This is a genomic window from Stenotrophomonas sp. ZAC14A_NAIMI4_1 (assembly GCF_003086915.1).
Taxonomy (GTDB): domain Bacteria; phylum Pseudomonadota; class Gammaproteobacteria; order Xanthomonadales; family Xanthomonadaceae; genus Stenotrophomonas.
In genome coordinates this window covers 218,673-238,843 of record NZ_CP026002.1, presented here as the reverse complement: position 1 = coordinate 238,843, position 20,171 = coordinate 218,673, and the positions used below count along the sequence as shown (strand labels likewise).

Sequence of the window (20,171 nt, the reverse complement as noted above, 5' to 3'; positions counted from 1 at the left end):
CTTACAACAGACCCCGCAAGTGGTATGCACACTCACCCGTAACGACGGCCCGGCCGTCCCTGGAAGGACTTCATGCGCACCGAATCGACTTCGTACCGCCCGTCCAACCGGCTATCCGGATCTCTGTTCGCAACTGGTCTGGCACTTTGCCTGACCACTTCCACGGCACAGGCCGCCAGCTGGCTGGTCCACGATGCAACCGAGTTCAGTACCGCCGCGGCCGCGCTGCTGCCCGGCGACGAAATCGTGCTGGCCGACGGCACCTGGACTGACACCCGCCTGCTGTTGAAAGGCCAGGGCACGGCCGCCGCGCCGATCACCCTGCGTGCGCAGACGCCGGGCAAGGTGATCCTCAGCGGGCGCTCGGACCTGCGCCTGGCAGGCAGCTACCTGCAGGTCTCCAACCTGGTGTTCCGCGATGGCTACACGCCCGGCGATGCCGTGGTCGCGTTCCGCGAATCGAGCAAGGCCGTGGCCAGCCACAGCCGGGTGACCGGCCTGGTCATCGACGACTACACCAACCCCGATGGCAGTGACCAGGACTACTGGGTGTCGCTGTATGGCAGCCACAACCGGCTGGACCACAGCCAGCTGCGCGGCAAGACCAACGCCGGCCCCACCGTGGTGGTGGTGCGCGATGCCACCCAGGGCCTGGACAACCAGCACCGCATCGACCACAACTGGTTCGGTCCGCGCCCGCTGCTGGGCGTCAACGGCGGCGAGACGATCCGCGTCGGCACCAGCGATACCTCGCTGAGCGACTCCAACAGCACCGTGGAAAACAACTGGTTCGAGGGCTGCGACGGCGAGACCGAGATCGTCTCCAACAAGTCCGGCGGCAACACCTACCGCGGCAATGTCTTCTACCGCTCGGCCGGGGCACTGACCCTGCGCCACGGCAACGGCAACCGGGTGATCGACAACGTCTTCCTCGGCGATGACAAGGCCGGCACCGGCGGCGTGCGCATCATCAATGCCGACCAGACCGTCAGCAACAACTACTTCGAGCGCCTGGCCGGTTCCAGCAACCGCTCGGCGCTGGCGGTGATGGATGCACAGGCCAGCCCGCCGCTGTCCGGCTATGCGCCGGTGGTCAACGCGACCATCAGCCGCAACACCTTCGTAGACGTGGCGAAGATCAGCTTCGGCGTCGGCCATGACACTGCCAACGGCATCGACGTGGCCGCCAGCAACAGCCGCTTCAGCGCCAACCTGATGGTCAACCGCAACAACAAGAACCCGCCCAACGCCGCGAGTTCGCTGGCCGGCATCGCCTTCAGCGGCAACGTGCAGTCGCCGCAGGCAAGCACGGTATTTCCCAGCGGCGTCGAAAGCCGCAGCGTGACCCTGCAGCAGGCCGCCAGCGGCCTGTGGACGCCCACCCCTGCCCTGCCCGCCACTGGCGCCGATCCGGCGCTGGCGATGACCGCACGCGAGGCCACGGGGGTGGACTGGTATCCCAAGGTGGGCGAGGTTGCCCTGTCCCGCACCAGCACCGGAGTTGATCGATGAGGTTGCAGCCGCTGTTCGTTTCCCTGGCCCTGGCCGTCCCCTTTGCCCTGCTGCCAGCCGCGCCGTTGCTGGCGGCCCCGGCCGCTGCCGCGCGCCAGGCCGACACCGCGCCCGTGCTGGTGACCACCGCGCAGTGGCAGCAGATGGCCAGCGAAGGCAGCCGCTACCCGTGGTTCGCCAAGGAGCAGGCACGCACCGAAGCATCGCTGAAGAAGATGATGAAGGCCGGCATCGACGTGCCGGTGCCCAAGGACAAGGGCGGCGGCCGTACCCATGAACAGCACAAACGCAACTACCAGGCACTGCTGGCGGCCGGCACGCTGTACCGACTGACCGGCGACAAGGCCTACGTCGATTATTCGCGCGACATGCTGCTGCAGTACGCCCAGCTGTACCCCACGCTGGGCCCGCACCCGGAAGGCCGTGGGCAGATTCCCGGCCGCGTGTTCTGGCAGGTGCTCAACGATTCGGTGTGGCTGGTCAATGCCATCCAGGGCTATGACGCGGTGCGCGACGCGCTGTCCGCGCAGGACCGGCAGACGATCGAATCGAAACTGTTCCGGCCGATGGCCGAGTTCCTGGTCAGCGAGCCGAAGAACTACGACCAGATCCACAACCACGCCACCTGGGCGGTGGCCGCCACCGGCATGACCGGCTATGTGCTGCGTGACCAGGAGCTGGTGGAGAAATCGCTGCGCGGCAGCCAGAAGGACGACCAGTTCGGCTTCCTGCGGCAGATCGACCTGCTGTTCTCGCCCGATGGTTACTACGAGGAAGGCCCGTACTACCAGCGCTACGCACTGGCGCCGTTCCTGCTGTTTGCCAACGCCATCGAACGCAATGAGCCGCAGCGGAAGATCTTCGCGCGCCGCGACGGCGTGCTGCTGAAGGCCGTGGATGTGCTGGTGCAGACCAGCTACGACGGCCTGTTCTTCCCCATCAACGATGCGATCCTGGACAAGGGCATCGACACGGAAGAACTGGTGGCGGGCATCGGCATCGCCTATGCGCGTACCGGCGATGACCGCCTGCTGTCGGTGGCCCAGCAGCAGAAACGCCTGCTGCTCTCGCCCGAAGGCCTGCAGGTGGCGCAGGCGCTGGCGGCCAACAAGGCCAAACCTTTCGATTACAGACCGATGCTGCTGCGCGATGGCCCCGACGGCGACCGCGGTGGCCTGGCGATCCTGCGCATGAACGGCGAGGACGGCCAGGCGCTGGTGCAGAAGGACACCATGCAGGGCATGGGCCACGGCCACTTCGACAAGCTCAACTGGCTGTTCTACGACAACGGCAAGGCCGTGGTGACCGACTACGGCGCAGCGCGCTTCCTCAACGTGGAAGCCAAGCGCGGCGGTATCTACCTGGCCGAGAACCGCAGCTGGGCCAAGCAGACCGTGGCCCACAACACGCTGGTGGTGGACGAGCAGAGCCACTTCAAGGGTGACTGGAAGCGCGGCGAGGAGCATGCACCGCAGGTGCGCTTCTTCCAGGCCGACGCCGATACCCAGATCGCCTCGGCGACCATGCGCGATGCCTACCCCGGCGTGGTGTTCACCCGCACCCAGGCGCTGCTGCGCCATCCCGAATTGGGCCTGCCAGTGGTGCTGGACCTGCTGCAGGTGCACGGCGACAAGGCCGCGCGCTACGACCTGCCGCTGCATTTCAACGGCCACATCGTCACCACCGGTTTCGAGGCCGAACACTTCACCAGCCAGCGCCCGGTGCTGGGCAAGGACAACGGCTACCAGCACCTGTGGCTGGACGCACGCAGCAAGTCCGGCAGCGAGCCACGCACGCTGGCCTGGCTGCTGGACGGCCGCTTCTACACCTACCGCTTCGGCAGCAGCGCACCCGCGCAGGCGCTGCTGGTGGAAAGCGGTGCCAACGATCCCGAATTCAACCTGCGCCGCGAGCCGGCCCTGCTGCAGCGCGTGGAAGGCCAGAAGGACGTGACCTTCTTCAGCGTGCTCGAGCCGCATGGCGAGTACAACGGCACCGCCGAGTACGTGCACGGCGCCGACAGCCGCATCAAGGAGATCGTGCGCACCCGCGGCAGCGATGCCGAGGTGATCGAGCTGCGCCTGGCCAGTGGCGCCCGCATCGCGCTGGGCGTGGCCGATGACAGCAGCGCCAAGGGCGAGCACAGCGTGACCGTCGATGGCCACGCCTACCGCTGGAGCGGCAGCCACGCGCGCATGGACCGCAGCAAGGGTGACGTGCGATGAACGGCCCTTCGGCGGTGTCCAGCCTGCGCAAGGTGCCGGTGCGTTCGGCGGTGCGCTGGCTGATCGTCGGCCTGATCGCCGTGGCCACGGTCATCAACTACATCGACCGCAATGCACTGGCGGTGATGTGGCCGGAAATCGCCAAGGAAGTGGGCGCGACCAAGGATGACTACGCGCTGCTGGTGACGGTGTTCATGCTGTTCTACGCCGCCGGCCAGTTCCTGTTCGGCCGCCTGTTCGACATGATCGGCACGCGCCTGGGTTTTGCCCTGTCGATCAGCGTGTGGTCGATCTCCATCGCCCTGCATTCGATCACCCATTCGATGCTGTCTTTCAGCCTGGTGCGGGCGATGCTCGGCATCAGCGAAGCCGGGGCGTGGCCGGGCGCGGTGAAAGCGAACGCCGAGTGGTTCCCGGCGCGCGAACGCGCACTGGCGCAGGGCGTGTTCAACGCCGGTGCGTCGATCGGCGCGATCGTCTCCGCACCGGCCATCGCCGGCCTTTACCTGTGGCTGGGCTGGCGCGGCACCTTCGTGCTGGTCGGTGCCATCGGCTTCCTGTGGCTGCTGCCATGGCTGTTCGTCTACCGTGCCGGGCCGGACAAGCACCCCTGGGTGAGCGATGCCGAGCGCCGCTTGATCATGGAAGACCAGGCCGGGCAGCGCGACGCCACCGCACCGAAGGTGAGCGTGCGTTCGCTGCTGGCCCACCGGCAGAGCTGGGGCATGCTCGCCTGCCGCTTCCTGCTGGACCCGATCTGGTGGCTGTTCGTGTCCTGGCTGCCGATCTACCTGGCCGAGACCTTCGGCTTCGACATCAAGCAGATCGGCCTGTTCGCCTGGGTGCCATTCGTGGGCGCGATGCTGGGCAGCCTCAGCGGCGGCTGGTTGTCCGGGCGCCTGATCCGCGCCGGCCAGAGCGTGGACCGCGCACGCAAGCTGTCCATCACCCTGGGCTGCGTGATCATGGCCCCTGCCCTGCTGGGCGCGGTGCTGGCCAACCAGCCGTTGTTTGCCGTGCTGGCGATTGCCGCCGTGCTGTTCGGCTTCCAGGTGGCCATCGGCAACATCCAGACGCTGCCGGGCGACCTGTTCGACGGCCGTTCGGTCGGCACGCTGGCCGGCCTGGGCGGCCTGGCTGCGGTGGCCGGCACGCTGATCACCACCTGGCTGGTGCCGGTGCTGACCCGCCATTCCTACGCCCCGATCTTCATCCTCGTCGCCGCACTGGTGCCGCTGTCGCTGGCCGCGCTGTGGTGGTGGACCGGCCCCATCCACAAGCTCGACCGCCGTGGCGGCTGAGCCTGTTTTTTCCCTTCATTCCCCCGCAAACCAAGGAGTTTCCCGCATGTCGTTCCAGGACAAGGTGGCCATCGTCACCGGTGGTGGCCGTGATATCGGCCGTGCCGTCTCGATCAAGCTGGCCGCGGCCGGCGCACGCGTCTGCATCAACTACGCCAACGATGAAGCCAGCGCCAACGAGACACTGGCGCAGATCCAGGCCGCCGGTGGCCAGGCCATCGTGCATCGCGCCGACGTGACCGATGCTGCCGCCGTGGCTGGCCTCGTCGCTGCCACCCAGGCCGCCTTCGGCGAGCGCATCGACCTGCTGGTGAACGTGGCCGGCGGCATGGTGCAGCGCCGTCCGCTGGCCGAGATCGACCCCGCGTTCTTCCACACGGTGATGGACCTCAACCTGACGTCCACCTACCTGACCACCCACGCGGTCGTGCCGCACATGGGCGAAGGCGCAGCCATCGTCAATTTCGCCTCGCAGGCCGGCCGCGATGGCGGTGGCCCGGGCGCGTCGATCTACGCCACCGCCAAGGCCGCCGTGATGACCTTCACCCGCGCCATGGCCAAGGAACTGGGGCCGAAGGGCATCCGCGTGAATGCGCTGTGCTGCGGCATGATCGCCACCCGCTTCCATGATGAATTCACCAAGCCGGAAGTGCGCACCGCGGTGGCCGGCAACACCCCGCTGCGCCGCCAGGGCGTGCCGGACGAAGCGGCCGATGCCGCGGTGTTCCTGGCCTCCGACGCAGCGGCGTTCATCACCGGTGCGAACCTGGACGTCAACGGCGGCACCTACTTCTCCTGACCTGAGCGGACACCTGCCCATGCAGCGCTGGATCACCCTGCTTTCGCTGGCCATCGGCACTGCCGTGGCCGCCCCTGCGGCCCTGGCCGCACCGGTCTGGGTCACTGCCTGGACCGCCTCGCCGGCACCGGACCGCAAGGACGGAACGCCGGCGGCACCGGTGCAGTTCGCTGCGCAGACGGTGCGCCAGGACATCCGCGTCGGCAGCCGTGGCGAGGCGTTGCGCCTGCGCATCAGCAACGAGCTGGGTGATGCACCGCTGCGCGTGGAGGACATCCACGTGCGGCTGAAGGATGGCAGGGCGGCGGCCCTGCCGGTCACCGTCGATGGCCGCCGCGCCATCGACGTGCCGGTGGGTGCGGCGCTGCTGAGCGATCCGCTGGCGTTGCCGGTGGCGGCGCTGCAGGAGATCGGCGTGACCGCGTATTTCCCGCAGCCGACCCGGCCCGCGGTGCGACGCACCGTGGTGCGCGTAGTCGATGGCAAACAGGAAGCGGTGGCCGACACGGTCCGCGTCAGCTACCAGCAGAATGTGTTTTCGGCGGTACTGGTGCAACGTGAGCAGCGGCCGTCGGTGATTGTCGCCCTGGGCGATTCGATCACCGAGGGCGCGACGGCCACGCGCGGCTCCTTCAACCAGTGGCCCGAGCGCCTGGCGCAGCGCCTGCAGCAGGCCTGCCCGGACCGCTTCGTGGTGCTCAACCAGGGCATCAGCGGCAACAAGCTGCTGGACCATGGCCGCAGCCACAGCGCGCTGTCACGCCTGGACCGCGACGTGATCGCAGTGGCCGACGCCGACCAGGTCATCCTGTTCGAAGGCATCAATGACATCCGCCACGGCGGCGGGGCGCAGCCGCTGCCCGGGCGCAACGCCCCGGACATGCTGCTGGGCTACCAGCAGGTGGCCGCGCGCCTGCACGCGCATGGCATCCGCGCCTACCTGGGCACGCTGACGCCGTTCGGTGGCTCGGAGCGCTATGAACCGGTTTCCGCCACCACCCGTGCCTCGATCAACCAGTGGGCGCGCGGCAAGGACAGCGGCTTCGATGGCGTGGTCGATTTCGATGCCGCCCTGCGCGACCCGAAGCAGCCGGAATCGCTGCCGGCCAACATCACCCGCGACCACCTGCACCCGAACGATGAAGGCTACCGCCGCATGGCCGAAGCGATCGACCTGGAGATGCTGGGGTGCAAGGCCCCGCGCTGACGTGGGTTGGTAGAGTCGAGCTTGCTCGACTCTACGGAAAGTCAAAAGCAGCCGGGCATGGCTCGGCTCTACAACGGCCGAACACGGCAAGGCGCATGATGTAGTCGGTCATCGCCCCGGAGCACGTGCATGTCCCGCTTCGCCAGCTTCCGCGAGTTCTACCCGTTCTACCTGGACGAACACCGCCATCCGGTCTCGCGACGCCTGCACTTCATCGGCAGTTGTGGCGTACTGCTGCTGGTGGCCGCAGCGCTGCTGCGCGGCCAGCCGATGCTGCTGCTCGCGGCACTGGCATGCGGCTATGGGTTCGCCTGGGTCGGCCATTTCTTCTTCGAGAAGAATCGCCCGGCTACCTTCCGCCACCCGCTGTACTCGTTCGTCGGCGACTGGGTGATGTTTGCCGACATCCTGCGCGGCCGGATCAGGTGGTGACCCGTTTTGTAGAGTCGAGCCATGCTCGACTGCTTTTGGCAGAGGCAGCCGAGCATGGCTCGGCTCTTATCTCTTCCGAGTCTGGCACCTTAGGTGCCGAGAGCCCGGCGCGGACGACCGTTCGGCTCTAGGTCTTTTCGATCGCTCTGTAGCAAGGATCTCCGCGCCGGTTTCTCCCTGATCGCTCGATCAACTGTTCGGGCGGATCAGGGAGAAACCGGCGCGGAGATCCTTGCTACAGAGCGATCGAAAAGACCTAGAGCCGAACGGTCGTCCGCGCCGGGCTCTCGGCACCTAAGGTGCCAGACTCGGAAGAGATAAGAGCCGAGCCCGCGCTCGGCTCCCCGGTATCACGTCCGGAAACCGGATACCTTCAGAACGCGCTGATCCCGGTCAGCTCGCGGCCGATCACCAGCTGGTGCACGGTCTCGGTGCCTTCATAGGTGATCACCGATTCCAGGTTCAACGCATGCCGGATCGCCACGTGTTCGGTGGTGATGCCGGCGCCGCCGAGCAGGTCACGGCATTCGCGGGCGATATCAATGGCCATGCGGCAGTTGTTCCACTTGGCCAGGCTGACCTGCTGCGGCTGCAGCTGCCCCGCTTCCTTCAACCGGCCCAGCTGCAGCGCCAGCAGCTGCGCGGTGGTGATCCGGCGGGCCATTTCGGCCAGCTTGATCTGCGCACTCTGGGTGGCGGCCAGCGGGCGGCCGAACAGCACGCGCTCCTTGGCATAGCCCAGTGCTTCATCCAGGCAGGCGATGGCCGAACCGATCGGCCCCCAGCTGATGCCGAAGCGGGCCTGGGTCAGGCAGCCCAGCGGCCCCTTCAGCCCCTTCACGTTCGGCAGGCGGTGGCTGTCGGGCACGCGCACGTCGTCGAAGTACAGCGCACCGGTGAGCGAGGCGCGCAGGCTCATCTTGTGCTTGATCTCCTGCGTGGTGAAACCGGCCATGCCCTTTTCCAGCACGAAGCCCTGGATGCCGTCCTCGGTCTGCGCCCAGACGATGGCCAGGTCGGCCACCGGGCCGCTGGTGATCCACATCTTGCTGCCGGTGATGCGCCAGTCGCTGCCGTCGCGCACCGCGCGGGTCTTCATGCTGGCCGGGTCGGAGCCGCCGTGCGCCTCGGTCAGGCCGAAGCAGCCGATCAGTTCGCCGCGCGCCATCGCCGGCAGCCATTGGCGGCGCTGTTCCTCGCTGCCGTAGGCGTAGATGGGGTGCATGCACAGCGAGCTCTGCACCGACACGAAGCTGCGCAGGCCGGAATCGCCGCGCTCAAGCTCCTGGCAGATCAGGCCATAGCTGACCGCGCCGAGGTCGCCGCCGCCGTACTCGGCCGGCAGCGTCGCGCCGAGCAGGCCCAGCGCCGCCACTTCCGGCACCAGCTCCTCGGGGAAGCGGGCCTGGTCGAAGGCATCGCCGATGATGGGCAGCACGCGCTCGTTGGTGAAGCGGGCCACGCTGTCCTGCACCGCGCGCTCTTCCTCGCTGAGCAGGGAACGGACATCGAACAGATCGTACGGATGCAAAGCCATGGCACTCACGCGCAGTCAGGACCCGGCCATTGTCGGTCATCCGGGCAGGGTTGGTGCGCCGGTAGGGGCCGACCTTGGTCGGCGCTGGCGCTTCTGCTCGCGCCAACCAAGGTTGGCGACTACCAGAACCATCGTTCGCTGCAGGGTGGTCGGCTGCCGAAGCCATCGTTCGCTGCAATGCAGCAATCGCGACGTGAATATCTGCGATCTAGCTCGATCACGCGCGTCCCGGTACCCTGACACATTCAAACAACCGTTTCGCTCGTGGCCGCACGCGCGATTCCCAGGCACCGCCGGTGGCCCCGATGCCGGCCCTACCCACGAGTCATGCAATCGATGAGCGCTGAAGCCAACGCCCTGCCCCCGCGTGAAGTAATGGAATTCGACGTGGTGATCGTCGGTGCCGGCCCGGCCGGCCTGGCCACCGCGATCCGCCTGCGCCAGCGCGCGGTGGAAGCCGGCCGCGAGCTGTCGGTGTGCGTGCTGGAAAAGGGCTCCGAGCCGGGCGCGCACGTGCTGTCCGGTGCGGTGATGGACCCGCGCGCGCTGACCGAGCTGTTCCCCGACTGGGCCGAGCGCGGTGCGCCGCTGAAGCAGAAGGTCACCCGTGACGAATTCCTGTTCCTCAGCGAGACCGGCGCGCGCAGCACGCCGCATGCACTGCTGCCGGAGTGCTTCCACAACGACGGCAACTACATCATCAGCCTGGGCGAAGTGACCCGCTGGCTGGCGCAGCAGGCCGAGGCGCTGGAAGTGGCGATCTTCCCCGGCTTCGCCGCCGCCGAAGTGCTGTATGGCGACAACGGCGAAGTGATCGGCGTGGCCACCGGCGACATGGGCATCGAGAAGGACGGCACCATCGGTCCGGCCTTTGAACGCGGCATGGCCCTGCATGCGAAGTACACGATCTTCGGCGAAGGCGCGCGCGGCCACCTCGGCCGCCAGCTGATTGCCCGCTACAAGCTCGATGAAGGCAAGGACCCGCAGGCCTACGGCATCGGCATCAAGGAGCTGTGGCAGATCGACCCGGCCAAGCATGAGCCGGGCCTGGTGGTGCATGCCGCCGGCTGGCCGCTGGACAACGACACCTATGGCGGCGCATTCCTGTACCACGCCGACGGCGGCAAGGTCGCCATCGGCTACGTGGTCGGCCTGGACTACCGGAACCCGTGGCTGAGCCCGTTCGAGGAATTCCAGCGCTTCAAGACCCACCCGTCCATCCGCAAGCACCTGGAAGGCGGCACCCGCATCGGCTACGGCGCACGTGCCATCACCGCCGGCGGCCTGATGTCGTTGCCGAAGACGGTGTTCCCCGGTGGCGCGCTGGTCGGCTGCGAGGCCGGCTACCTCAACGTCAGCCGCATCAAGGGCAGCCACGCCGCGATCAAGACCGGCATGCTGTGCGCCGATGCGGCCTTCGATGCCCTGGCCGCCGACCGCCAGCACGATGAACTGGATGCCTACCCGAAGGCCTTCGAAGCAAGTTGGCTGCACGCCGAGCTGCAGCAGGCCAAGAACTTCAAGCAGTGGTTCAAGAAGGGCCAGACCGTGGCCACGCTGATGACCGGCATCGAGCAGTGGCTGCTGCCCAAGCTGGGCGTGCGCAACCCGCCGTGGACCCTGCGCCACAGCACCCCGGACCACGCCTGCCTGGAACCGGCGGCCAGGCACGCGCGCATCGCCTACCCCAAGCCCGATGGCGTGCTGACCTTCGATCGCCTCAGCTCGGTGTTCCTGAGCAGCACCAACCACGACGAGAACCAGCCCAGCCACCTGACGCTGAAGGACGCCAGCATCCCGGTGAAGGTGAACCTGGCCGAGTATGCCGGCCCGGAAGCGCGCTACTGCCCGGCCGGTGTCTACGAGTTCGTCGGCGAAGGCGACAGCGCGCGGCTGCAGATCAACGCGCAGAACTGCGTGCACTGCAAGACCTGCGACATCAAGGACCCCACCCAGAACATCGTCTGGGTGACCCCGCAGGGCGGCGGCGGCCCGAACTACTCGGGCATGTGAGGCTGCCGGGCTGCGACCGCATGTCGCAGCCCGCTGTCGCGGGCACACCGTTATCCTGCCCGCCCATGCGCGCCTGCCTGCCCCTGCTGCTGACCCTCGCCCTGGCCACCACGGCCTGCCAGCGCACGCCGTCGGCACCGCTGACGCCCGAACAGGTGCGCCTGCAGGCCCAGCAGCAGGCCTTCGAGATCTGTGCGGGCTGCCACACGGTCAACGCCGGCGGCATCCACCGCTTCGGCCCCAACCTGCACGGGGTCATCGGCCGCCGCGCCGGCAGCCTGCCCGATTACGCCTATTCCGATGGCATGCGCCGCGCCGGTTTCATGTGGAGCGCGCAGACGCTGGATACCTTCCTGCAGTCGCCCACCCACGTGGTGCCGGGCACGCGCATGTACAACGCCTTCCCCAGCCCCGAACGCCGCGCGCTGGTGATTGCCTTCCTGCAGGAGCAGGCCGCGCAGCCACCGGCCCCGCGGTAACCGGCGGCTCAGGGGGCCAGGCGCTGCAGCTGCTGCTGCAGGTGCTGCACGAACGCACCGACCTGCTGCAGCGCCGGTGCCGCGTCGGCATCGCTGGCCTGCTGCAGCTGCTGTTCCAGCGCCGCCGCGCGCTCGGCCAGGCCACGTGCGCCCACTGCACCCAGCGCGCCGGCCATGCGGTGCAGCTGCTGGATCGCACCGGCACGGTCCGCTTCGCCCAGCGCGCGCTGCAGCTGTGCGATGTCGGCCGTACTGGCCTGCAGCAGGCTGTCGCGCAGCTGGGTGGCTACCTGCAGTGAGCCGAAGCGCTGCTGCAGGGCGGCCAGGTCAGGCAGTTCCGCTGCCTCCGGCACTTCTGCAGCGGGCGCCGGCGCGGCGTCCGCCACCTCCACCTGCAGTGCCACCGCCTGTGGCAGCCAGCGCAGCAGCGCCTGCCGCAGCGTGGCCAGCGACAGCGGCTTGGCCAGCACGTCGTCCATGCCGGACTCACGGCAGCGCCGTGCATCATCGCTGACCACACTGGCGGTCAATGCCAGGATCGGCAGGCGCGGCTGGCCGTTGCGGCTTTCGCGCTCGCGCAGCAGGCGGGCGAAGGCAAAGCCATCCAGCACCGGCATGCGGCAATCGGTGATGACCAGGTCGAAGGGCTCGGCCGACAGGCGGTCCAGCGCCTGCTGGCCGTCGTCCACCAGCGCATGCGGTACGCCCAGCTGCTGCAGGCGCCAGGCCATCATCGCCTGGTTGGTGGGGTGGTCCTCCACCACCAGCACGCGCGCCTCGCGCAGCGCCGGTGGCAGCAGCGCGGTCTGTTCCTGTTCGGACAGCAGCGCCTGCACGTCATCGGCACGCGCCTCCACCAGCGACAGCAGCACGTCCACCCGCGTGCCCTGGCCCAGCACGCTCTGCAGGGAAATGTCACCGCCCATCTTCTGCACCAGCCGGTGGCAGATGCTCAGGCCCAGGCCGGTACCGCCGTGTTCGCGCTGGATGTGCGCGCCGGCCTGGGCAAACGGCGCGAACAGGTGCGGGATCTGAACCTCGGCGATGCCGATGCCGGTGTCCGACACGCTCAGCCGCAGCGGCTGGCCGCCCTCTGCGGTGGTGGCCCCGAGGACATCCACCTGCAGGCGCACGCTGCCCTGCGCGGTGAACTTGATGGCGTTGCTGAGCAGGTTGAAGATGATCTGCCGCAGGCGCACGCCATCGACCTCGTGCGCCTGTGCGAGCCGCGGATCGATCTCCACCTGCAGGTCCAGGCCGCGCGCGGTGGCCTGCGCCGACAGCAGGCTGCACACGCTTTCCAGCAGCGGCCGCAGCGGCGTCGGTACCGGCGCCAGCGGCAGCGCATCGGCCTCCATGCGCGAGTAGTCGAGGATGTCATCGAGGATCTGCCGCAGCATCTGCGCCGAATCCTCGATCACCCCGATGATGCGCTTCTGTTCCTGGTCCAGCGGCGAGTGCGAGAGCACTTCCAGCATGCCCAGCACGCCGCTCATCGGCGTGCGGATCTCGTGGCTCATGGTGGCCAGGAAGCGCGACTTGGCTTCCACCGCCTGTTCCGCCTCGCGTGTGGCTGCGGCCAGCGCATCGGCCTGCGCACGTGCCTCGCTCACATCCACCCAGTAGCCGCTCCAGGTCACCGCGCCGGCATCGGCCGAATAGGGGTGGGCTTCGGTGCGCACCCAGCAGGGGGGCAGGCCAACGGGTTGCACGCGGAATTCCAGCGCGAGCGGGGCGAAGTTGCGCTTGGCGACCTCGATCGTCCGCATCAGGTGCTCGCGGTCCGCTTCATCGATACAGGCCAGCAATGCGCCGGCATCGGCCATCGCCGTATCGCCGGTGATGCCGAACAGGGGCTGCATGTCGCCCGCGATGAACGGAAAACTGAGCCGGCCCTGGGCGTCATGGCGGGCCTGGTAGACAACCGCCGGCAGGTTGTCACTCACCTCCGCCAGGCGCTGCTCGACGTCACGGCGGACGGCTACTTCGCGGCGCAGGCGCACATAGCCGATCGCATGCACCAGTGCGCCGGTCAGCAGCACCAGCAGGATGGGCAGGCTCCAGCCCATGCCACCATGCAGCGCGAAGCCGTGACGGGCATCGGCGGTGAGCAGCTGATCGCGCAGCGCCTGCTTCTCGCCCTCCCCCATCTGCAGCAGCAGGCGGTCGAAGACCGTGGCCAGGGCGGCATGGTCGCGATCCACCGCCAGCGCCATCTGGTCGTTGAAGCCGGCCGGCGCCGCAATCTGCAGGTGCCCGCTGAAGCGGCTGCGCAGCAGGTGATCGACCAGCGAAAGATTGCCGACATAGACGTCAGCATCGCCGGCCTCCAGGCGCTGCAGGGCCTGTTCGGCGCTGCGCGCAGCGATGATCCTGGCATCGGGGGCTTCCTGCAGCACCCGCGCCCGCAGCCTGTCCGGGTCGGACAACAGCACGCGCTTGCCGCGCAGATCCCCCAGGCCCAGCACCGGCGGCCCGTTGACGGCTGACACGATCACGTTGGGAACCGTGAGATAGGGCTGGCTGAAGATCCAGTCCGGCCCCAGGTAATGCGAGTCGTTGGGAATGCCCATCACTGCATTGAGCTCGCCGCGGCGGGCCTTCTCCCGGGCGTCGTACCAATCGTGGCTGTCCTCGATGTCCAGCGTGGCACCCGCCGCCTGAAGGCGCTGCAGGAACTGGCCTGCCAGCCCGCCCGGCTGCCGGTACCGGTCGGCGAACGACAGCGGCGGCGCATTGGGCGGGTAGGCGATCTTCACCCGCTGCTGGAGGACCTGCTTCTCGGCCTGGCTCAGGGCCAGCTGTGCCGGCGCGGACCATTGCGGCGTGGGCAGCCAGTGCCGTGCGAAGGCATCGCGCTGTGCCTGGCTGGTACCGGCCAGGGCCACATCCAGTGCGTCGGCCAAGGGCTGCTTCACCGCAGGGACGGCGAAGTGCAGCCGCTCCGGCGGCAGATCGCTGGGGCGCAGCAGCACCACGCCGTGCAGCGACGAGCGCGCAATCAGCGCGGTCGCGACGTAGGCATTGCCGATGAAGACATCGGCCTTGTCGTCTTTGACCATCTGGAGGGCCGCAGATGTATCGTCCGCGACGATCTGCCGCGCCCGCGGGTACCGGGCGCGGATCTGCGGCCCGGTGAGGAAATCGCGCTCGATCACCACGCGCAGATCGTCCAGGTCGGGATTGCTCGACGAACGCAGATCCCCCGCGCGGCCTACCAGCGCCAAGGGCGCTTCGGCGTAGGCGGCGGTCGAGACCAGGCAGTTCGCGCGGTCGGCGTTGAGGGCGACGTTCATCACCACGTCGATTTCGCCGCGACAGGCCGCGTCCAGCACGGCACTCCAGTCCGGGTACTGGCGCGCTTCAACCTTCACGCCTAGTTGACGTGCGAAAAGCGACAGATAATCTGGGCCCAGTCCTACCTGTTGACCGTCCTTGAGTGATTCGAACGGGGGCCAGCCACTGTCATACTGGCCGACGACGATGACCGGATGTGCGGCAAGGTAGGCGCGATCCTGCGGACTGAGCAGCAATGCCCCGGGTGCCGCCTGCGCCAGCGCGCACAGGCCCAGCAGCCCCAGCAGGAAGGCCCATCCACGTACTGCCCGGTTCCGCATCTGCGATGTTCTCCCAGAAACCCGCCGGGTACCGTGCAGCTCGCGGCCGGCACCGCCTGAAAGGCCATACTAGAGCATGACCTTGCGCATCATCATCGCAGACGACCACCCGGTAGTACGCATCGGCACCCGTGCCGTGATCGAATCCAGCGGCGTGGGCCGGGTCGTCGGCGAGGCGGAAAGCGTGCAGGCCCTGATGGCCGTGCTGGCCAGCCAGCCCTGCGACATGCTGGTGACCGACTACTCGATGCCCGGCAGCGCGCAGGCCGATGGCTTCGCGATGATCGGCATGATCCGCCGGCGCTACCCCGACCTGCCGGTGCTGATGCTCAGCGTGTCCAACAACCTGGCCATCCTGCGCATGGTGCTGGACAGCGGCGTGCTCGGCCTGGTCGACAAGGGCTCGTCGATGGACGAACTGCCGCAGGCCATCCAGACGGTGTATCGCGGCCAGCCCTACATCAGCCGCAGCCTGCGCGAGCGGGTGGAGGAAGCGGGCAGCTGGCGCATGCGCGAGGGCGATGGCAAGCCGCTGTCGCCACGTGAAGTGGAAGTGCTGCGCCTGCTGGGCACTGGAATGACGGTGAAGGAAATTTCCGTGCAGCTGCACAAGAGCGTCAGCACCATCAGCCGGCAGAAGGGCGATGCGATGCTCAAGCTGGGGCTGAAGGGCGACGCCGAGCTGTTCGACTACCTGCGTGACGGCAAAATCTGAATCCTTCCCCTCTGGCGATTGAACTTTCAGGCAGGCTTCATGCCGTTTGACGCTAGATGAATGCGCACGCCGCACGGTGTACACGCGCAATGTTCCGACAATGTTGGAAGCCCAGCGTGGACATCACGGCAGCCGGGGCGCCCCCGCCCTCCCTGCCCACCGTGGCATGCCCAGACAGGAGAACCGAACATGATCAGTACGTCCGCAATCAGCTTCCGTGGCCTGGCGATGGCGCTTGCCCTGCTGGCCGGCGTGGCCGTGGTCAGCGATGCCAGCGCGATGTCGAGGAAGGACAAGCGCACCGTGGTCGGTGCGGTGGTGGGCGGCGTGGCCGGCCATCTGATCTCCAACGGCGACCCGACCGCGACCGTCGGCGGCGCCGTGGCCGGTGGTGCGATCGGCAACCTGACCACCAAGGACCACCACGACCGCCGCTACGACCGTCGCTATGACAACCGTCGTTACGACCGCGGCTACAACCGTGGTTACAGCCGCGGCTACCACGACCGTGGCCATGACCGCCGCCATTACCATGACCGTGGCCGTCATCGCGGCTGGTAAGCGCAGCATTCCCTGGTGATCCAGGCAACGGGCAGGTCGCTGACCTGCCCGTTTTCGTTCCCGCCTGCCGGTTGCGTCCGCCGCGCCCATGGCGTTGAATGCGCAGCCTTGGTGATTCCTTTCCGGGCAGCGGCTGCGGCATGACTTCTTCCCCCCATCGCGTGCAGGGCCTCAACAACGACGAGGTCGCTGCCGACTGGCCGGCGATCAGCGCCGACGAAGTCGCGTGGCTGCGCACCCGGTACCCGGCGCTGGCAGCGGACAGCACGCTGCACTGGCACAGCCCGCGCCCGCTGTCGGCAGCGGCGATCATCGAAGGCGCGATGGGCCGGGTGTTCATCAAGCGCCACCACCACAGCGTGCGCAGCGCCGCCTGCCTGCAGGAAGAACACCATTTCATCGCCCACTTGGCCGCACACGGCGTGCCGGTGGTGCAGGTCCTGGCCGCCGCTGACGGTGCTACGGCGGTCGAGCACGGACCGTGGACCTATGAACTGCATGCGGCCGGTGCCGGCGCGGACCTGTACCGCGACGCGGTGTCGTGGTCGCTGCTGACCGACAGCGCGCAGGCGCGGCAGGCCGGGCGCATGCTGGCACGCCTGCACCAGGCGTCGGCCAGCTACGCGGCGCCCCAGCGCAGCACCCACATCCTGGTGGCGCGCGATGACCTGATCCGCGCCGATGACCCCATTGCCGCGCTGCAGGCCGACCTGCCAAACCGGCCTGGGCTGGCCCGCTACCTGGCGCGCATTCCCTGGCAGGCGCAGCTGCGCGCCGACGTGCTGCCCTGGCATGCGGGCCTGGCGGCGCGCCTGCGTGATGAGCCACGGCTGTGGGCCCACAACGACTGGCACGTCTCCAACCTGCTGTGGGATGCCGACGGCGCGGTGGCCACCGTGCTGGATTTCGGCCTGGCCTCGCCCACCAGCGCGCTGTTCGACCTGGCTACGGCCATCGAGCGCAATGCGGTGGCCTGGCTGGAACTGGAGCGTGGTGCCGACGCCGTGCGCATCGACATCGCCCTGGCCCTGCTGCAGGGCTACCGCGAGGTGCTGCCACTGTCGGCCGGGCGCGTGCAGCTGCTGGCCGACCTGCTGCCGATGGTCCATTTCGACTTCGCACTGTCCGAAGTGGAGTACTTCGAAGGCATCACCGGCTCCACCGCCAATGCCGACGTGGCGTGGCAGCCGTTCATGCTGGGGCATCCGGCATGGTTCCACAGCGAGGCAGGACAAGGGCTGCTACGGGCACTGCGCGCGGCGGCGTGAGGGCAGGTGCCGGGGTCAGAGCCCTTTCCGTTGGAAAGGGCTCTGACCCCATTCCGGGCGGGCGCTGCGTCGGGGTCGGAGCCCTTTCCTGCGGAAAGGGATCCGACCCCTCGCTCGCAAATCGCCGGCATTTGTAGTGAAATGGTCACCTGAAGCGGGGGTGCCTGGATTGCCAGGCTGAGAGAGTCCCTTGGAACCTGATCCGGTTTGCACCGGCGTAGGGAGCTTTGAGCAGCAGTCGCACCCCCGGTCCGGGCAGGTGCGTCCGTGCGCCGTCGCTTCGTCTCCCTTGCTGTCAGAAGACGAACCGAATGAACCGCTGCCTGCGCCCCACCCTGCTCGCCCTTGCCCTCTGCGCCGCCCTGCCGCTGCACGCCAGCGCAGCCGAGGCGTCGCCCGACGTGGCCGCCCCCGGCGCCGAACGCACGCCGACCGAACTGGCCGCCGTGCGCGTGCAGGCCGGCAAACCCGCCGGCGATACGTCGCGCGCCAATGCCTTCGGTGGCGGCAGCTGGCAGGACACGCCGGCCTCGGTGAACGTGCTGGACCGCGACTACCTCGACCGCCGCCAGGTGCGCTCGCTGTCCGAGCTGGCCAGCAACGATGCGTCGCTGGGCGATGCCTACGCGCCGGTCGGCTACTACCAGAACATCGCCATCCGCGGCTTCGCCCTGGATGCCGCCACCGGCTACCGCTTCAACGGCCTGGCCATCGCCGGCGAACAGCGCCTGGCGCTGGAGAACGTGCAGGAAGTGCAGATCCTCAAGGGTGAAGCGGGCCTCGCCGCCGGCGTGATGGCTCCGGGCGGCATCATCAACTACGTGGGCAAGCGCCCGGCCGAAGTGCGCACCGTCACCCTGGGCACCGATTCGGAAGGCTCGCGCTATGTCGCCGCCGATATCGGCCACTGGATCACGCCGCGGTTTGGCGTGCGTCTCAATGCCGCCTGGGATGCCAGCGATTCCTACGTCGAGCACGCCGATGGCAACCGCAATTTCTACTCACTGGCGGCAGACTGGCTGATCGGCGAACGCGGCAAGCTGGAAGTGGATGCCAACTACCAGACCAGCACGCAGCGCTCGGTGTCCGGCTACCAGCTGCTGGGCGCCAGCGAGCTGCCGCGCGGCGTCGACCGCAAGCACCTGCTCGGCTACCAGCCGTGGCAGCGCCCGGTGGATATCGCCAGCACCAACATCACCGCACTGCACACCTACGATTTCAACGAGCGCTGGCAGTCGCGCGTGTCGGTGGGCTACAGCCGCTCGGTCATCGATGACAACGTGGCCTTCGCCTATGGCTGCTACTACACCGCGCAGTGCGCCGATGGCAGCACGCCGGGCAACTACTTCGCGCCCAATGGCGACTACGACATCTACGACTACCGCAGCCCGGACGACACCCGCCGCAACCAGCAGGCGCGCGCCGAACTGCGCGGCCGCTTCGACACCGGCAGCATCAGCCACGAACTGACCGTCGGCGCCGACCATTTCCGCCGCACCGTCGACCGCCGCCCCAGCGTCAACGAGTACGTGGGCAGCGCCAACATCCACGACGCACAGGTGCCGGTGTACACGCCCTCGCCGCTGCAGCCAGGCCCGTCCGCGCGCCGCCTCGACAGCCGCCAGACGTCCGTGTTCGCGCTGGACCGCATCAGCCTCGGTGATGACTGGCAGTGGCTGGCCGGTGGCCGCTTCGTGCGCCTGGACGAGCGTGCCTATGACAAGCGCGGCACCCCGCAGCGGCAGAGCCGCCTGTCGCGCTTCCTGCCGCAGACCGCGCTGGTGTGGAAGGCCAACGACCAGCTCAACGTCTACGGCAGCTACGTGCGCGGCATCTCGCTGGGCCAGGAGGCCCCGTTCTGGACCTCCAATGCCGATGAGTTCCTGCCGTCGGTGCAGTCGCGGCAGCTGGAAGTGGGCGTGAAGTACGTGCCGGCCGACACACTGACCGTGGGCGCGGCACTGTTCCGCATCGCCCAGCCGTACCAGTTCGCCCAGCCGGACGACAGCGAGGCCGGTTACACCTTCGTGCAGCAGGGTACGCAGACCCACACCGGCCTGGAGCTGACCGCCAACGGCCAGCTGACCGATGCCCTGCAGATCGTGGCCAGTGCCAGCGTGCTGCAGGCGCGTGCGCGCGATGCCGGTACGCCGGCCTATGAAGGCCATCAGCTGGTGAACGTACCCAAGGTGCGTGCCAGCGTGCACCTGGCCTATGCGCTGCCCTTCGTGCAGGGCCTGGACGTGACCGGCGGCTGGCGCTATGCCTCCTCCAACGTCGCCCGTGCCGATGGTGGCGTGCGCGCGCCGGACTACTCGGTGTTCGACGCCGGCCTGCGCTTCCAGCACCGCCTGCACGAACGTGCGGTGACCTGGAACCTGTCGGTGGACAACGTGTTCAACCGCTTCTACTGGCGCGATACCGGCAGCAGCGGTGGTGATTACTACCTGTTCCCCGGCGCACCGCGGCAGGCCCGCCTGTCGGTGACGTTCGCGCTGTGAGCGG

14 protein-coding genes and 1 riboswitch are annotated in these 20,171 nt (G+C 68.2%); of the genes, 12 read left to right on the top strand and 2 right to left on the bottom strand.

What is annotated here, in order from left to right; genetic code table 11:
* Positions 1-72: 72 nt before the first annotated feature.
* The 6 genes from C1926_RS01025 to C1926_RS01000 all read left to right on the top strand — a co-directional run bounded on the left by C1926_RS01025 (position 73) and on the right by C1926_RS01000 (position 7,476).
* The gene (locus C1926_RS01025; protein WP_108757980.1) at positions 73-1,512 is read left to right on the top strand and encodes a polysaccharide lyase 6 family protein; all 1,440 of its coding nucleotides are present in this window, start codon (positions 73-75) and stop codon (positions 1,510-1,512) included.
* Entirely contained in the window at positions 1,509-3,737 is a 2,229-nt protein-coding gene (locus tag C1926_RS01020; protein WP_108757979.1) for an oligoalginate lyase, read from the top strand. Before C1926_RS01025 ends, C1926_RS01020 begins: the two co-directional genes overlap by 4 nt.
* Positions 3,734-5,038 (top strand): MFS transporter, encoded by a 1,305-nt coding sequence (locus tag C1926_RS01015; RefSeq protein ID WP_108747209.1) that lies wholly within the window; start codon positions 3,734-3,736, stop codon positions 5,036-5,038. Before C1926_RS01020 ends, C1926_RS01015 begins: the two co-directional genes overlap by 4 nt.
* 46 nt (positions 5,039-5,084) lie before the next feature.
* Positions 5,085-5,837 (top strand): glucose 1-dehydrogenase, encoded by a 753-nt coding sequence (locus tag C1926_RS01010; RefSeq protein ID WP_079222850.1) that lies wholly within the window; start codon positions 5,085-5,087, stop codon positions 5,835-5,837.
* A 19-nt stretch (positions 5,838-5,856) separates the two neighbouring features.
* Positions 5,857-7,044 carry a GDSL-type esterase/lipase family protein gene (locus C1926_RS01005; RefSeq protein ID WP_108757978.1) on the top strand — a complete coding sequence of 396 codons (1,188 nt, stop codon included), beginning with the start codon at positions 5,857-5,859 and terminating at the stop codon, positions 7,042-7,044.
* A gap of 129 nt (positions 7,045-7,173) precedes the next feature.
* Positions 7,174-7,476 carry a DUF962 domain-containing protein gene (locus C1926_RS01000; RefSeq protein ID WP_108757977.1) on the top strand — a complete coding sequence of 101 codons (303 nt, stop codon included), beginning with the start codon at positions 7,174-7,176 and terminating at the stop codon, positions 7,474-7,476.
* Positions 7,477-7,849: 373 nt separating this feature from the next.
* Here the strand turns inward: C1926_RS01000 and C1926_RS00995 are convergent, their stop codons facing one another.
* Positions 7,850-9,013, bottom strand: a complete 1,164-nt coding sequence (locus C1926_RS00995; RefSeq protein ID WP_108757976.1) for an acyl-CoA dehydrogenase family protein — start codon at positions 9,011-9,013, stop codon at positions 7,850-7,852.
* Between the two features lie 336 nt (positions 9,014-9,349).
* Here C1926_RS00995 and C1926_RS00990 point away from each other — a divergent pair, with 336 nt between their 5' ends.
* Complete coding sequence (locus C1926_RS00990) at positions 9,350-11,026, top strand: electron transfer flavoprotein-ubiquinone oxidoreductase (protein WP_108757975.1); 1,677 nt, start codon at positions 9,350-9,352, stop codon at positions 11,024-11,026.
* A gap of 65 nt (positions 11,027-11,091) precedes the next feature.
* Positions 11,092-11,505: a c-type cytochrome gene (locus C1926_RS00985; RefSeq protein WP_108757974.1), complete on the top strand. Its 414-nt coding sequence runs from the start codon at positions 11,092-11,094 to the stop codon at positions 11,503-11,505.
* An 8-nt stretch (positions 11,506-11,513) separates the two neighbouring features.
* Here the strand turns inward: C1926_RS00985 and C1926_RS00980 are convergent, their stop codons facing one another.
* Positions 11,514-15,122 carry a transporter substrate-binding domain-containing protein gene (locus tag C1926_RS00980; RefSeq protein ID WP_108757973.1) on the bottom strand — a complete coding sequence of 1,203 codons (3,609 nt, stop codon included), beginning with the start codon at positions 15,120-15,122 and terminating at the stop codon, positions 11,514-11,516.
* 76 nt (positions 15,123-15,198) lie between these two features.
* Between C1926_RS00980 and C1926_RS00975 the strand changes: the two genes are divergently transcribed.
* The 4 genes from C1926_RS00975 to C1926_RS00960 all read left to right on the top strand — a co-directional run bounded on the left by C1926_RS00975 (position 15,199) and on the right by C1926_RS00960 (position 20,167).
* Positions 15,199-15,837, top strand: a complete 639-nt coding sequence (locus C1926_RS00975; RefSeq protein WP_108757972.1) for a response regulator — start codon at positions 15,199-15,201, stop codon at positions 15,835-15,837.
* 189 nt (positions 15,838-16,026) lie between these two features.
* Positions 16,027-16,398 (top strand): glycine zipper 2TM domain-containing protein, encoded by a 372-nt coding sequence (locus tag C1926_RS00970; RefSeq protein WP_079224772.1) that lies wholly within the window; start codon positions 16,027-16,029, stop codon positions 16,396-16,398.
* A gap of 140 nt (positions 16,399-16,538) precedes the next feature.
* Positions 16,539-17,666, top strand: a complete 1,128-nt coding sequence (locus tag C1926_RS00965; RefSeq protein WP_108760600.1) for a phosphotransferase — start codon at positions 16,539-16,541, stop codon at positions 17,664-17,666.
* A gap of 146 nt (positions 17,667-17,812) precedes the next feature.
* Positions 17,813-17,907: riboswitch (TPP riboswitch) on the top strand.
* 70 nt (positions 17,908-17,977) lie between these two features.
* Positions 17,978-20,167, top strand: coding sequence for a TonB-dependent siderophore receptor (locus tag C1926_RS00960; RefSeq protein ID WP_108757971.1), 2,190 nt, complete (start codon positions 17,978-17,980; stop codon positions 20,165-20,167).
* Positions 20,168-20,171 lie beyond the last annotated feature (4 nt).